The organism is Deinococcus sp. JMULE3 (assembly GCF_013337115.1).
In the GTDB taxonomy this organism is placed as follows: domain Bacteria; phylum Deinococcota; class Deinococci; order Deinococcales; family Deinococcaceae; genus Deinococcus.
The window spans coordinates 3,211,411-3,225,038 of the sequence record NZ_SGWE01000004.1; the positions used below are offsets into that span (position 1 = coordinate 3,211,411).

General features: G+C 69.3%; 11 protein-coding genes. 7 read left to right on the forward strand and 4 right to left on the reverse strand.

What is annotated here, in order from left to right; translation table 11 throughout:
- The first annotated feature begins 24 nt into the window (after nucleotides 1-24).
- The 5 genes from secD (at nucleotide 25) to ilvC (ending at nucleotide 8,103) form a co-directional block, all read left to right on the forward strand.
- Nucleotides 25-2,313, forward strand: a complete 2,289-nt coding sequence (gene secD, locus EXW95_RS18590) for a protein translocase subunit SecD (protein WP_174368726.1) — start codon at nucleotides 25-27, stop codon at nucleotides 2,311-2,313.
- Nucleotides 2,314-2,632: 319 nt separating this feature from the next.
- Nucleotides 2,633-4,336, forward strand: coding sequence for a VanW family protein (locus tag EXW95_RS18595; RefSeq protein WP_174368727.1), 1,704 nt, complete (start codon nucleotides 2,633-2,635; stop codon nucleotides 4,334-4,336).
- Nucleotides 4,337-4,623: 287 nt separating this feature from the next.
- Nucleotides 4,624-6,372, forward strand: coding sequence for a biosynthetic-type acetolactate synthase large subunit (gene ilvB, locus EXW95_RS18600; RefSeq protein ID WP_371810161.1), 1,749 nt, complete (start codon nucleotides 4,624-4,626; stop codon nucleotides 6,370-6,372).
- The gene (gene ilvN / locus EXW95_RS18605) at nucleotides 6,369-6,968 is read left to right on the forward strand and encodes an acetolactate synthase small subunit (protein ID WP_174368728.1); all 600 of its coding nucleotides are present in this window, start codon (nucleotides 6,369-6,371) and stop codon (nucleotides 6,966-6,968) included. Before ilvB ends, ilvN begins: the two co-directional genes overlap by 4 nt.
- 124 nt (nucleotides 6,969-7,092) lie before the next feature.
- Nucleotides 7,093-8,103, forward strand: a complete 1,011-nt coding sequence (gene ilvC / locus EXW95_RS18610) for a ketol-acid reductoisomerase (RefSeq protein WP_174368729.1) — start codon at nucleotides 7,093-7,095, stop codon at nucleotides 8,101-8,103.
- A 61-nt stretch (nucleotides 8,104-8,164) separates the two neighbouring features.
- Here the strand turns inward: ilvC and EXW95_RS18615 are convergent, their stop codons facing one another.
- Together EXW95_RS18615 and EXW95_RS18620 are read right to left on the reverse strand one after the other, a co-directional pair.
- The gene (locus EXW95_RS18615) at nucleotides 8,165-9,469 is read right to left on the reverse strand and encodes an aspartate aminotransferase family protein (protein ID WP_174368730.1); all 1,305 of its coding nucleotides are present in this window, start codon (nucleotides 9,467-9,469) and stop codon (nucleotides 8,165-8,167) included.
- Between the two features lie 34 nt (nucleotides 9,470-9,503).
- Nucleotides 9,504-10,004 (reverse strand): DinB family protein, encoded by a 501-nt coding sequence (locus EXW95_RS18620; RefSeq protein ID WP_174368731.1) that lies wholly within the window; start codon nucleotides 10,002-10,004, stop codon nucleotides 9,504-9,506.
- A 43-nt stretch (nucleotides 10,005-10,047) separates the two neighbouring features.
- Between EXW95_RS18620 and EXW95_RS18625 the strand changes: the two genes are divergently transcribed.
- Nucleotides 10,048-10,395: a DUF4180 domain-containing protein gene (locus EXW95_RS18625; RefSeq protein WP_174368732.1), complete on the forward strand. Its 348-nt coding sequence runs from the start codon at nucleotides 10,048-10,050 to the stop codon at nucleotides 10,393-10,395.
- 174 nt (nucleotides 10,396-10,569) lie between these two features.
- Here the strand turns inward: EXW95_RS18625 and EXW95_RS18630 are convergent, their stop codons facing one another.
- Entirely contained in the window at nucleotides 10,570-12,147 is a 1,578-nt protein-coding gene (locus tag EXW95_RS18630) for an L-glutamate gamma-semialdehyde dehydrogenase (protein WP_174368733.1), read from the reverse strand.
- Between the two features lie 240 nt (nucleotides 12,148-12,387).
- On the opposite strand from EXW95_RS18630, the gene EXW95_RS18635 reads away from it, so the two are divergent.
- On the forward strand, nucleotides 12,388-12,609 hold the full coding sequence (locus EXW95_RS18635) for a hypothetical protein (protein ID WP_174368734.1): 222 nt from the start codon (nucleotides 12,388-12,390) through the stop codon (nucleotides 12,607-12,609).
- Here the strand turns inward: EXW95_RS18635 and EXW95_RS18640 are convergent.
- Nucleotides 12,595-13,536, reverse strand: a complete 942-nt coding sequence (locus EXW95_RS18640) for an ROK family protein (RefSeq protein ID WP_371810163.1) — start codon at nucleotides 13,534-13,536, stop codon at nucleotides 12,595-12,597. The two genes, EXW95_RS18635 and EXW95_RS18640, sit on opposite strands and share 15 nt — an antisense overlap.
- Nucleotides 13,537-13,628 lie beyond the last annotated feature (92 nt).

Genomic DNA, 13,628 nt, shown 5'->3' on the forward strand with positions numbered 1-13,628 from the left:
CTCTGCAATGCACTGGAGTTGTGAATGACGTACGGAAACAAAGGCAAGAAATCCGGCCGCCCTGCCCCGCGCAGCGCGCCGACCGCGAGCAAACCGAACCTCTGGACGGGGCTGATCCTGCTGCTGACGCTGCTGGCGTCCGTGGCGTACATCTGGCGGCCCTGGGAGCACAAGGACAACGTCTGGAGCCTGTGGAACGACAAGTTCCAGTTCATGACGCTGGGTCTGGACCTCAAGGGCGGCCTGCGGATCGAGCTGGCGCCCGAGTCGGGGACCGCCACGAAGGACGAACTGGACCGCGTCAAGACCGTGATCGAGAACCGCATCAACGCGCTGGGCGTGGCTGAGCCGACCGTGACGGTCGCCGGGGGCCGCCGCGTGGTCGTGGAGATTCCGGGCGCGACGCCCGCCGTGCAGGACCGCGCGCGGGCGATCATCAAGCAGACGGCGCGTCTGGAATTCCGGATCGTGCAGGCGAACGCCCAGCCGGATCAGACGCTGGCGCAGCAGAAGCCGCAGACGGGCGGGTACACCCTGGCGCAGCTGGGGCCGGTCGAGGCGACGGGTGAGGTCATCCAGAACGCGCAGGCGGCGACCGATCCGCAGTCCGGCCGCTGGATCGTGACCTTCCAGAACACCGACTCGGGCTCCGCGAAGTTCGGGGAGTTCACCGGGAGGAACGTCGGGAAGCTGATGGCCGTCGTGCTGGACGACCAGATCCAGAGCGTGGCGACCATCCAGAGCCGTCTGAACCGCGACGTGCAGATCACCGGGAACTTCGACGCGCAGGAAGCGAACCAACTGGCGCTGGTGCTCAAGTCGGGCGCGCTGCCCATCAAGATCAAGACCGAGGCCGAGCAGGCCATCGGGCCGAGCCTGGGCGCGGACGCGATCCGCAGTGGCGCGGTCGCGTCGCTGGTCGGGATCGGGCTGGTGTTCGTGATGCTGTTCGGGTACTACGGCTTCTGGTTCGGTCTGGTGGGCGCGCTGGGCCTGCTGTTCTCCAGCGTGGTGATCCTGGGGATGCTGGCGGGCTTCGGCGCGACGCTGACCCTGCCGGGCATCGCGGGTCTGGTCCTGACGATCGGCGCGGCGGTGGACGGGAACGTGATCTCCTTCGAGCGCATCAAGGAGGAACTGTTCAAGGGCAAGGGCATCAAGAACTCCATCCGCGCCGGGTATGACCACTCGACGGCGGCCATCCTGGACGTGAACGCCTCGCACCTGCTGTCCGCGATGGCGCTGTACACCTACTCGACCGGGGCCGTGAAGGGCTTCGCGGTGACGCTGATCATCGGCGTGATCGCCTCGACCTTCTCGAACCTGGTGTTCGCGAAGTGGTTCATCCAGTGGCTCGCGCAGCGCAGGACCAACATGAGCGCGCCGCAGTGGATCAAGGAGACGCACATCGACTTCATCCGCCCGGCGCGGATCATCACGACCCTCAGCGTGCTGCTGGCCGTCGCGGGCGGCGTGACGGTGCTCACCAGGGGCCTGAACTACGGCGTGGACTTCTCGTCCGGCACGACGATCACCGCGAAGACGGACGCCGGGACGACCACCGAGCAGGTCCGCACGGCCGTGACCGGTGCCGGCGTGGCGAAGGTGAACGGGCAGAGCACCGTGATCCTGCGCAACGTCGTGACCGGTCAGGAGGGCGCGTCGTACACCATCAAGGTGCCGGAACTGAGCACCGAGGAGATCCGCACCGTGCAGGCCGCCGTGCAGAAGCTGCCGCAGGGCAGCGTGCAGGCCACCGAGACGGTCGGCCCGGCCGTCGGGAAGGAGCTGACGCAGAAGACCATCTACGCCGTGCTGCTGGGCCTGGGCCTGATCCTGGTGTACGTCGGCTTCCGCTTCGACTTCATCATGGGCGTCGGCTCGATCCTGGCCGCCATTCACGACGTGATGATCGCCATGGGCCTGTTCGCGCTGCTGAACCTGGAGTTCACGGTGGCGACCGTGGCGGCCCTGCTGACATTGATCGGGTACTCGCTGAACGACTCGATCATCGTGTCGGACCGCATCCGCGAGAACATCAAGGAGCTGCGCGGCAAGTCGTACCGCGAGATCGTGAACCTCGCGATCAACCAGACGCTGTCGCGCACGATCATGACGTCGATCAGCACGATGCTGCCGCTGCTGAGCCTGCTGATCTTCGGCGGGCCGGTGCTGCGGGACTTCAGTCTGGTGCTGCTGGTGGGCATCCTGATCGGGACGTACTCCAGCATCTACATCGTGGCGCCGCTGGTGGTGTACTTCGAGGAGTGGCGCGAGCGCCGCAGGGCCGGGGGGCAGGCCGCCAAGGCGTAACCGCCGCAGCGAGACAGGACGCGTTCCCAGGCGAGAGGAAGGGGGTGGAGGCCCCCTCCCGGACTCGCCTGGGAACGCGCCTTTTCGTGGAGTGAAAACCGCGGCGTGTCGTGAGCGGTCGGGGAAGAGAGGGACGGCTGCGTGCCTGCGGCGCCATGTCCAGCCGCTGCTGATGGAATACGGAGGGAGCCACGGCGTCCGGCATGGATGGATGCGCGGGGGAGTCGCTCCTGACGGGGGCTTCATGAACCCTTACCTGTCCAGTGAACGTGCCCAATCCTCAATCACAGGGGCGTGAACTTCCTTACACTGCCTTCCGATGAAGGTCTGGGCCGCAGGAATCACCGCCGGAACCGTCGCGCTCCTCGTGGGGGGAGCGCTGGCGGTTGCCGCCACGCAGAACACCACCACCCTAGCCCCCGGCCTGCGCATCGCCGGGACGGACGTCGGCGGCATGACCCGCGAGCAGGCCCTGGCCGCCGTGGGCAGCCGCGCCGCGACGCCCCCGCAGGTCACCGTCACCGCCGGAAAGAACACCTGGACACTCGGCGCCGAGAAGCTCGGCTGGCACGCCGACGCGCAGACCAGCGTGGACGCCGCGCTGAAGATCACGCAGGACCGCGGCATGCTGGAGAAACTCCAGGGCCTCATCGGTCAGGCGCCAGCGCAGGACATCCCCCTGACCGCCGCCGTGGACGCCGCGAAGGCCCGCGCCACGCTGACCACCCTGACCACCGGGCTGAACACGGCCCCGAGGAACGCCAGCGTGTACTTCGACAAGGTCGGCAAGCGCTACGCCGTGAAGGCCGACGCGCCCGGCCTGAGCGCCGACGTGACCGGCGCCGTGAACACCTACGTCGCCACCCCCAGCCTGACCAGCCTGAAAGTCGCATTGAAGGCCACCCCCGCGAAACTCACGGCTGCGACCCTCAAGACCTACGTGGACCAGGGCAACGCCATCGCGCGCCCCTTCACCGTGACCCTCAGCGGCACGGCCCGCAAGGGCGGCCTGACCGCGCTGCAGGTCGCGGACCTGTACTGGGTGCGCGACAGCGGCATCGAACCCGACGAGAAGACCCTCAAGGCCGCGTTCGGCCGCCTGACCGACGCCATCGACCAGCCCGCCCTGAACGCCCGCTACGTCCTGCAGGGCGGCAAGCTGGTCAAGGCGAAGGAGAAGGCTGGACTGGTCACGGACCGCGCCGCCGCGTACGCCCTGTTCCGCAAGGCGGTGCTGGACCCCACTGTGAAGACCGTGGTGTTCCCCAGCAAGGCCGACCAGCCCACCCTGACCATCGACAGACTCCCAGCCGCTGACAAGCTGCAGCTGATCGCCGTCGGGAAGAGCACGTACTACGGCAGCAGCGCCGCACGCCGCACGAACGTCGCGAACGCCGCCTCGAAGATCAACGGCGCGGTCGTCCCGTCCGGCGAGGTCTTCAGCTTCCTGAACAGCCTGGGAGGCATCGACGCCGCGAACGGGTTCGTGGGCGGCCTGATCATCAGCGGGGGCCGAACCGTGGACGGCCTGGGCGGCGGCGTGTGCCAGGTCAGCACCACCGTGTTCCGCGCGCTGTACCAGGCGGGCCTGCCGGTCGTGGAACGCAACCAGCACTCCTACCGCGTCGGGTACTACGAACCGCAGGTGGGCTTCGAGGCCGCCGTGTACGACCCGGGCCTGGACCTGAAACTGAAGAACGACACGACCGCCCCCATCCTGATCAAGGCCACCAACGACAACGCCAAAAGCACCCTGACCGTCGAGGTCTGGGGCGTCAAGCCGCAGCGGACCGTGACCGTCAGCCCCGCCGTGATCACCGCGCGCGTGCCGCACCCCGCCCCCAAATACGTGGTGAACACCGCCCTGCGCCCCGGCGTGGTCCGGCAGGTCGACTGGGCTGCCGACGGGTACAGCCTCTACATCACCCGCACCATCAAGGACGCCAGAGGCGTGCGCACCGACAAGGTCAGCACCGTCTACAAGGCCTGGCAGGCGGTGTACGAGACCGGACCCAGGAGTTGATGGTGAACGGTTGATGGTTGATGGAGTTCGATTCCATCAACCATCAACTGTTGACTTTCAACCTCACGTACGAACGTCCGTTTGTTCCCCGGCCCGGAACGCCCGGCGGTCTAGACGCGCCTTGCACCCGGTTCAGACGGGAGCCTATGGTGAACACATGAACGCGGCGATCGTGGTGGTACTTCTTGGCATCGGGGGAGTCCGAGGCTAGGCGTACGACCTACCCGCACACCCCCACCCACACCCGGGTGGGGGTTTTTCATACCAGCGCAGGCACGGAGGAGACCATGGCAGACAACGGCAAGCAGCACCCCCCGCACCGGGGCGACATGACCGGCGCGAAGGCCCTGTGGGCGACCCTCGCGAACCACGGCATCAGCACCGTGTTCGGGTACCCCGGTGGGGCGATCATGCCCGTGTACGACGCGCTGACCTTCTACCCCGAGGTCCGCCACGTCCTGACCCGCCACGAGCAGGGCGCCGCGCACGCCGCCGAAGGCTGGGCCAAGGCGACCGGCGAGATCGGCGTGTGCATGGCCACCAGCGGCCCCGGCGCCACCAACCTCGTGACCGGACTGGCGGACGCGATGCTCGACAGCGTGCCGCTGCTGGCGATCACCGGGAACGTCGCGTCGCACCTGATGGGCACCGACGCCTTCCAGGAGGCCGACATCACCGGCATCACGCTGCCCATCACGAAACACAACTACGTGGTGCGCGACGTCGAGGACCTGCCCCGCATCGTCGCGGAGGCCATCCGGATCGCCCGGTCGGGCCGCCCCGGCCCCGTGCTGGTGGACATCCCCAAGGATATCCAGCTGGCCGCCTTCCACGGCGAGATTCCCGCCCCGCACGCCCGCCCCGAGGCGCCCGCCCCCAGCCCCGAGAGCATCGAGCGTGCCCTGGAACTGCTGCGCGGCGCGAAGAAGCCCGTGATCATGGCGGGCGGCGGCAGCCTGGACGCCAGTGCCGAGATCACCTCCCTGGCCCGCGCGTGGGACATCCCGGTCATCACGACCCTGATGGGCCTGGGCGCGTTCCCCAGCAGCGATCCGCTGTGGCTGGGCATGCCCGGCATGCACGGCAGCGTCGCCGCGAACCGCGCGATCAGCGAGGCAGACGTCCTGCTGGGCATCGGCCTGCGCTTCGACGACCGCGTGACGGGCCGCGTGAACGGCTTCGCGCCGAACGCCGCGATCATCCACGTGGAACTCGACGCCGCCGAGATCGGCAAGATCATCCGCACCCACGTCCCCGTGCGCGGCGACGCCCGGCAGGCCGCGCAGCTCCTCGTCGAGGGCGCCCAGCCCACCCCGCGTCCCGAGTGGAAAGCGCAGATCGAGGAGTGGAAGAGCCGCACCGTCACGCCCGAAACCTACGGCGCCGGGTACGCCGTGAAGGCCGTCGTGGACCGCCTGCGGCCCGACGACATCCTGAGTTCCGACGTGGGGCAGCACCAGATGCTCGCCGCGCAGCTCGCCCGGTTCGAGAAACCCCGCCGCTGGATCAACTCCGGCGGGCTGGGCACCATGGGCTTCGGCCTGCCCGCCGCGATCGGCGCCGGTATGGCCGAACCCGGCGTGCGCTCGGTCGTCATCGCCGGGGACGGTGGGTTCCAGATGACCGCGCAGGAACTCGCCACGCTGAAGATGTACGACGTCCGCAACGTCAAGATCTGCATCATCAACAACTCGTTCCTGGGCATGGTCCGCCAGTGGCAGGAACTCTTCCACGAGAAGCGTTATAGCGAGGTCTGGCTGGGTGACAGCAACCCCGACTTCATCAAACTGGCCGACGCCTACGACGTGCCCGGCTACCGCGCCACCACCGCCGAGGAACTCCCCGCCGCGATCGACGCGTGGCTGAGCGACCCCAAGAGTGCCCTGCTGGAAGTCGTCGTCCCGCACGAACACGGCGTGTTCCCCATGGTCCCCGCCGGGGCCGCGCTGTACGAGATGATCGAGACCGAACCTGTCAGGAGCCCCGACCTGTCCGCGCAGATGCAGGACGCCGCCGAGGAGGCCAGCGAAGCATGACCGAAGTCCGAGACCACCTGCTGTCCATCCTGGTGCGCGACGAACCCCGCGTCCTGACCCGCATCACCGCCCTGTTCGGCCGCCGCGGCTACAACATCAAGAGCCTCAGTGTCGGCAGCACCGAACACCCCGGCGTGTCCCGCATGACCATCGTCGTCAGCGGCGACCGCGGCGTCGTCGAACAGGCCATCCGCCAGCTGGAGAAACTCCACGACGTCATCAAGATCATCGACCACAGCCTCGAGAAGTACGTGGACCGCGAACTGGTGCTCGTGAAGGTCGCCATCACCCCCGAGAGCCGCGTCGAGGTCCGCCAGATCGCCGAGGACTTCCGCAGCCGCATCGTGGACGTCGGCCGCCACGCCCTCACCTTCGAAGTCACCGGCGACGAGGGCAAGATCACCGCGTTCATCGAACAGATGCGCCCCTTCGGCATCCTGGAGACCATGCGCACCGGCCGCATCGCCCTGACGCGCGGCAGCAACGCCGACATCCCCACCCACGTCTACCACGAGGGCGAAACGCAGGCCCTGCAACCCACCCTGGAAGTCCAGCCGCGCGAGGAACGCGCCCGCCACGTCCCGAACCTGTTCTAAGTCGATGGTTGATAGTGGATGGTTGAACGAACACCCATCAACCTTCGACCATCAACTATCAATCCCCTGAACCCGCCTAGTCCGCCCAGTCCCTGAAATCCCTTTCTGTAGGAGAATCCCGAACATGGCTGCAAAAATGTACTACGACCGCGACGTGAGCACCGCCCCCATCGAGAACAAGCTGATCGCCATCATCGGCTACGGCAGCCAGGCGCACGCCCACGCGCAGAACCTGCGGGACAGCGGCTTCAACGTCGTCGTCGGCCTGCGTGACGGCAGCGCCAGCCGCGCCAAGGCCGAACAGGCGGGCCTGCGCGTTGCCAGCATCGAGGACGCCACGAAGGAAGCCGACGTGATCATGCTCCTGATCCCCGACGAGCAGCAGCCCAAAACGTACGAGCAGAGCATCGCCCCGCACCTCAGCGCCGGGAAGGCCCTGGCGTTCGGGCACGGCTTCAACGTGCACTTCGGCCGCATCACGCCCCCCGCCGACGTGGACGTGTTCCTCGTGGCCCCCAAGGGCCCCGGCCACATGCTGCGCCGCGTCTACGCCGACGGTGCGGGCATGCCCGGCATCTTCGCCGTGCAGCAGGACGCCACCGGCAAGGCGCGCGACATCGCCCTGGCGTACGCGAACGGCATCGGCTGCACCCGCGCCGGGGTGCTGGAAACCACCTTCAAGGAAGAGACCGAAACCGACCTGTTCGGTGAGCAGAGCGTCCTGTGCGGCGGCGTCACCCACCTGATCCAGGCGGGCTTCGAGACCCTCGTGGAAGCCGGGTACCAGCCCGAAATCGCGTACTTCGAGACCCTGCACGAGGTCAAGCTGATCGTCGACCTGATCTACGAGAAGGGCTTCGAAGGCATGCGCCACTCCATCAGCAACACCGCCGAATTCGGCGACTACGTCACCGGCCCCCGCGTCGTGACCGCCGAGACGAAAGCCGAGATGGGCCGCGTCCTGAGCGACATCCAGACCGGCAAGTTTGCCGAGCGCTTCATCGCCGACGCCGAGGCGGGGTTCCCCTTCATGGAGGAGCAGCGCGGCAAGATGCGCGACCACACCCTGGAAGTCGTCGGGAAGGAACTGCGCGACAAGATGCCCTTCATCAACAAGAAGGCGCTGGAAGTTTAACCGCAGGGCACGGGAAGGGGCCGGGGGCAGCGACGCCCACCGGCCCCCCTTACTGTGCGGATCAGCCCGGAACGGCCGCCCCGGTGCGGGCCAGCGCCCGGTCCAGTCGTTCGAGCAGCAGGTCCACCTCGGCGGCTGTGATGCTCAGGGGTGGCCCCAGCAGCAGGTGATCGCCGCGCACGCCGTCCACCGCGCCGGAGCCCGGGTAGGTCAGCAGGCCCTCCTCGCGCGCGGCGGCGGCGACACGGTCGGCCAGTCCGGGTCGCGCGAAGGCCTGCTCGGTGGCCGGGTCGCCCAGCACGACGCCCAGCAGCAGCCCCTGCCCGCGCACCGCCAGGACCTGCGGGTGCCGGTCCTTCAGGACTTCCAGACCTGCCAGGAGCTGCGCGCCGCGCTCACGGGCCGCCTGCACCAGCCCCTCCTGCTCGACGATGTCCAGCACGCTCAGACCCGCCGCCACGCTGACCGGATGCCCGGCGTACGTGAAGCCGTGCTTGAACGCGCCGCTGCCGTCCATGACCGTGCCGTACACCTCCGGGCTGGCCATCAGGCCCGCCAGCGGCGCGTAGCCCGCCGCGAGGCCCTTGCCCAGCACCACGATGTCCGGCGTGACGTCCCCGCCCAGGCGGACGGCCAGCGGCGCGCCGCAGCGGCCCATGCCACTCATGACCTCGTCCGCCACGAACAGCACGCCGTACTCCCGGCAGATCGCCGCGATCCGCGCGTGATACCCGGCGTTCGGGGCGAGCGCCGCGTCCGACGCGCCCACCACCGGCTCACAGATGAACGCCGCGACGGACTCCGGCCCGGCGGCCTCCAGCACCGCGCGCAGCCGCTCGGCGTCCTCCTCGCCACTGAGGGTCGGGTCGGGTTTCGGCATCTTCGGCCAGGCGTCCTCGCGGATCAGGGGCGCGTACACCTCGCGCCGCGCGCCCATGCCCGACGCGGCCAGCGCACCCAGCGACGCGCCGTGGTAACTGGGCACCCGCGTGATCACCTTGAAGCGCCCCGGCTCGCCTCGCTCCACGTGGTACTGCCGGGCGAGTTTGATCGCACTCTCGTTCGCCTCTGACCCGCCCGACACCGCCCAGAAGCGGAAGGCGGGCAGGTTCAGGAACGCCGCGAGGCGCGACGCGTACGCCTCCAGCACGTCACTCGTGAACTGCGAGCCGTGCACGAACGCCAGCCGCGACGCCTGCGCGGCCATCGCCTGCGCGACCTGCGTGCGCCCGTGCCCGATGTTCGCCACGAGCGCCCCGGACGACCCGTCCAGGAACGACCGGCCATCCTGCGTCTCGATGAACACGCCCCCGGCGCGCACGGCGACCGGGTACGATTTGCTGCTGCGGTAGAACACGTTCGACATAGAAATCCTTTCCGGCCCGCGCAGGGCCGGGCGTTTACCAGGTGTCGCCGCCGCCGGGAGGAGGCCACGCCCCCAGCGCCTGCCGCACCGTCACCACCTGCCCGAAGTGATGCGCCGTGTGCAGCGCCATGTCGGCCAGCAGCTCGCCGATGGTCTCCTCGTGGTTCACGGGGTTGGACAGGTCCGGGCGGGCCGCGTGCGGGTCGATGCGGGCCAGCAGCTCGTAGAACTCGTTCTTCACGCGCGGCCAGTCACTCGCCTGCACCTCGGGCCAGGTGTCGGCGGCGTGCTTCGGGTACGGCTGGGCCTGACCCATCTCGATGATGTCCAGCATCCAGCGGTTCCACCAGTTCACGTGCGCCACGAGCTCCGCGACGCTGTGCGGCAGCCCCGCCGGGCGGGTGGTGGCCTGCTCGTCGGTCAGGCCGCTCAGGGACGCCTCGACGCCCACGAACGCCTGCCCCCCACGGAACAGTTTCGGCAGGAGCCGGGCGAACGCGAGCTGCGAGCGTTGATTGCGAGAGTCATCCGTCATGCGACCAGTGTCCCAGATTGCGGCGAGAAACGAGAATGGGAGGATGGAACCCCAACAGTCCGACAAGGTCACGACCCTGCCCGAGCTGGGCCTGACGCTTCGGTCCGCCGCTGACATTCCGCAGGTGGTGGGCGCGACCTTCGGGCACACGGGCCTCCTCCTGCACGACACGGACCTGGGCGCCGACTTCCTGAACCTGCGCACGGGCCAGCTGGGCGAGCTGTTCCAGAAGTTCGTGAACTATCGCCTGCCCGTCGCGGTCGTCGTGCCCGACCCGGCCCGGTACGGCGAGCGTTTCGCGGAACTCGCCCGCGAGCACGCCCGCCACCCGGCGATCCGCTTCGTGCCGGACGAGGCGGCGGGGCGGGCGTGGCTGCGCGGGCAACCCTGACCCGACCACGCGCGCCCTCATACGGGTTCCGTTTGTTTCGTTGACAACCCGGGACAGCACCGGGTTGCCAACTCCACGTCCGGAACCCGCTCCGCGCCTTCTCTGCTGCGCAGCTCTGCGAGTCGCATCCGCTCGGGTTGAAAGTTTCTGCAAACCTTTCAACCGGAGTCCGTATCAGTAGCGCTGCGCGATGGTCTTCGTCTGCAGGAACCAGAACAGGTAGTCCGGGCCGCCCACCTTGGCGTTCGTGCCGCTCATGCCGTACCCGCCGAAGGCGTGCGTGCCGCTCAGCGCGCCCGTACACTTGCGGTTCACGTACAGGTTGCCGACGTGAATCTTTTTCCGGGCCTCGTCGATCTTGCGGGGGTCGCGGGAGTAGAACGCGGCGGTCAGGCCGTACTCGCTGTCGTTCGCCAGCTCGATGGCGTGCTGCCAGTCGCGGGCCTTCGTGAACGCCAGGACGGGCCCGAAGATCTCCTCCTGGAACAGCGGGTCGTCGGCGGGCACGTCCGCGAGGATGGTGGGGGCCACGTAGCCACCCACGCGCTCGCCCACGTCGGGCGTCTCGCCGCCCAGCAGCAGGCGCACGCGGCCCTGCCCCTCCTGCACGTACTTCGTGATGCGCTCGGCGCTGCCCTGCGTGATCACGGGACCCAGGTCCGCGTTCTCCTCGGGGAGGCCCACCTTCAGGCCGCGCGCCTTCTCGACCACGCGGGCCAGCAGGTCGTCGTACACGCTCTCCTCGACAATCACGCGGGAGCAGGCGCTGCACTTCTGCCCGCTGTACCCGAACGCCGCCTGCACGATCCCGGTCGCGGCGGCCTCCAGGTCACCGTCGGCGCACACGACCGTCGGGTCCTTCCCGCCCATCTCGGCGATGACGCGCTTGAGCCACTTCTGGCCCGGCTGCACCCGCGCGGCCCGCTCGTAGATGCGGCAGCCGATCTCCTTGCTGCCCGTGAACGCGATCATCCGCACGCCGGGGTGATCCACCAGCGGATCGCCCAGCACGTCGTCCGTACCGGTCAGGAACTGCACGGTCCCGCGCGGCAGCCCGGCCTCGAACAGCAGTTCGATCATCAGGTACGACGACAGCGGCGTCTCGGACGCGGGTTTCCAGAGGACGGTGTTCCCGGCGGCCAGCGCGCCCAGCGCCATGCCCAGCGGAATCGCGCTGGGGAAGTTCCAGGGGCTGATGCAGGCCACGACGCCCAGCGGCTCGTACACGGTCGTGACGTGCTCGTCCGGCATGGGGTACACGGGCTTGCCGGTCGCCCAGCGCATCGTTTCCCGCGCGAAGACCTCGAAGTGGTCCACGGACTCGGCGACCTCGCCGTCGGCCTCGAACCAGTTCTTGCCGTTCTCCAGGGTCATGACGGCATTGAATTCCATGCGGCGCGCGCGCAGCAGCTCGGCGGCCCGCTTGAAGATCGTGGCGCGCTGGAACGGCTCGGTGAAACGCCACTCCTCGAACGCCACCTGCGCGGCCTTCACGGCCTCGTCCAGCTGCGCCGGGGTGGCCTTCTGGAAGGACCAGACGACCTCGCGCGTGTCGGCGGGGTTGCGCACGTCGAAGGTGCCGTCGCCCTGCACCTCCTGCCCGTTCACGATCAGCGGGAACGTCCGGCCGAGGTACTTCTCGCGGACCTGCGTGAACGCGGCGCGCTGACGCTCGGCGACCTGCGCGTCCTTGAAGTTGAAGTACGGTTCATGCTCGAAGGGAAGGAACCCTTCCATCAGGGTGCTGCTCATACGGACCTCCTTGTGGTTGCCGCGAGGCTAACACACCCGCCCCCCGGCGCGTAAACACGCTGTCAGACGATCAAAATGCCCCGGCGCGCGGCGTGGGCAGGAGGTCCGAAACCGCCCCGCGACCTGCCGAATGAAAAGTGGTGGAGGGGGCGCCGGGGACGGTCACGCCACAGTCACGCCCCGCGAAGCACCATGACCCTGCGCCAGCGCCCCACATGGCGACACCCACGGAGGTTCACCATGCACGTCCCCACCCTGCCCAGCGGCACCCACCCCATCGGCAACTACCGCGTGCACCCCACGCCACCCGGATACGAGGTGCAGGTCCAGTGCGCCGGACAGTGGCACCCGGTCACGCCGCACCCCGGCGAGGACACCCGCACCCTGATCACGCTGCTGCAGAGCCCCTACTGCGCCGTACAGAACGGCTGGATCACCGGGGCCCGCTCACCCCTGCGCTGAGCCGGTCTGTGCTGCCGCCTGCCGGGCCGCCCACAGGGCCGCGCCGATCAGCCCGGCGTCCGCGCCCAGCGCCGCGTGCACCACCTCGGGCCGGTAGCGCTCCGGGAACGCCGCCAGCGCCTCCTGCACGCGGGTCCGGTAGCCGGGGCGCAGGCCCACGCTGCCGCCCAGCGCCGCGCGCGTCACGCCCAGCAGCGCCGCGATGTCCGCGATCTTCCACGCCAGCCCCGCCGCCGAGTGCCGGTACTCCGCGTCCGCCCGCGCGTCCCCGGCCTCGGCCGCGTCGCACAGCGCACGGGCATCCGTGAAGCCCAGCGCCGCCGCGCGGGCGTTCAGGGCTGTGCCGCTCGACTCGAACTCCAGCGGCGCCAGTCGCCCTGCCGGGGTGGGCGACCCCGCGTGCCAGTGCGCCGGAACGGTCACGAAGCCCAGCTCGGCGTCCAGGCCGTTCCCGGCCAGATGCAACCGCCCGCCCAGCACCAGCCCCGCCCCGACCCCCGTGCTGACCGTCACGAACATGAACTCGGTCGTGCCCCCGCCCGCACCGGCCGCGTACTCACCCCACGCGGCGGCCCGCGCGTCGTTCAGCGCCGCGCACGGCAGGCCCAGCCCCGCGCCCAGCCGCTCCGCCAGGGGAACGTCCACCCAGCCGGGGAACGTGTGCGTGGCCGTCGCCGTCACGCGCCCACGCGCCACGGCGCCCGCGCACGCCACACCCACCGCCGACGCCCGCGCCGCCAGGGGCCGCGCCAGTTCCAGTGCCGCCGCGATCACCGCGTCCGGCGAGGCCGGGCGGGGCGTGCGGGCCTCCACACGCTCCACGACCTGACCACCCGACACAAGAGCGGCGCGCATGCTGGTGCCCCCGATATCGAGGGCCAGCAGGGGAGAGGCATCAACACCAGTCTGGGAGGGGGAGACCGTCACGCGCGCATTCTGTCACCCGTCAACGCCGGGACGACCGGGCCGTGCAGACGCCAGGTCGTGCAGACGCCGTCAACAACAGCGCACCCGACGGA

What these genes read in the sequence shown, in the direction of transcription:
- EXW95_RS18620 (WP_174368731.1), bottom strand. Translation starts at nt 10,004, where the DNA reads ATGACGGATGACTCTCGCAATCAACGCTCGCAGCTCGCGTTCGCCCGG.
- EXW95_RS18630 (WP_174368733.1), bottom strand. Translation starts at nt 12,147, where the DNA reads ATGAGCAGCACCCTGATGGAAGGGTTCCTTCCCTTCGAGCATGAACCG.
- EXW95_RS18595 (WP_174368727.1), top strand. Translation starts at nt 2,633, where the DNA reads ATGAAGGTCTGGGCCGCAGGAATCACCGCCGGAACCGTCGCGCTCCTC.
- EXW95_RS18635 (WP_174368734.1), top strand. Translation starts at nt 12,388, where the DNA reads ATGCACGTCCCCACCCTGCCCAGCGGCACCCACCCCATCGGCAACTAC.
- EXW95_RS18625 (WP_174368732.1), top strand. Translation starts at nt 10,048, where the DNA reads ATGGAACCCCAACAGTCCGACAAGGTCACGACCCTGCCCGAGCTGGGC.
- ilvC (WP_174368729.1), top strand. Translation starts at nt 7,093, where the DNA reads ATGGCTGCAAAAATGTACTACGACCGCGACGTGAGCACCGCCCCCATC.
- secD (WP_174368726.1), top strand. Translation starts at nt 25, where the DNA reads ATGACGTACGGAAACAAAGGCAAGAAATCCGGCCGCCCTGCCCCGCGC.
- ilvN (WP_174368728.1), top strand. Translation starts at nt 6,369, where the DNA reads ATGACCGAAGTCCGAGACCACCTGCTGTCCATCCTGGTGCGCGACGAA.
- EXW95_RS18615 (WP_174368730.1), bottom strand. Translation starts at nt 9,469, where the DNA reads ATGTCGAACGTGTTCTACCGCAGCAGCAAATCGTACCCGGTCGCCGTG.
- ilvB (WP_371810161.1), top strand. Translation starts at nt 4,624, where the DNA reads ATGGCAGACAACGGCAAGCAGCACCCCCCGCACCGGGGCGACATGACC.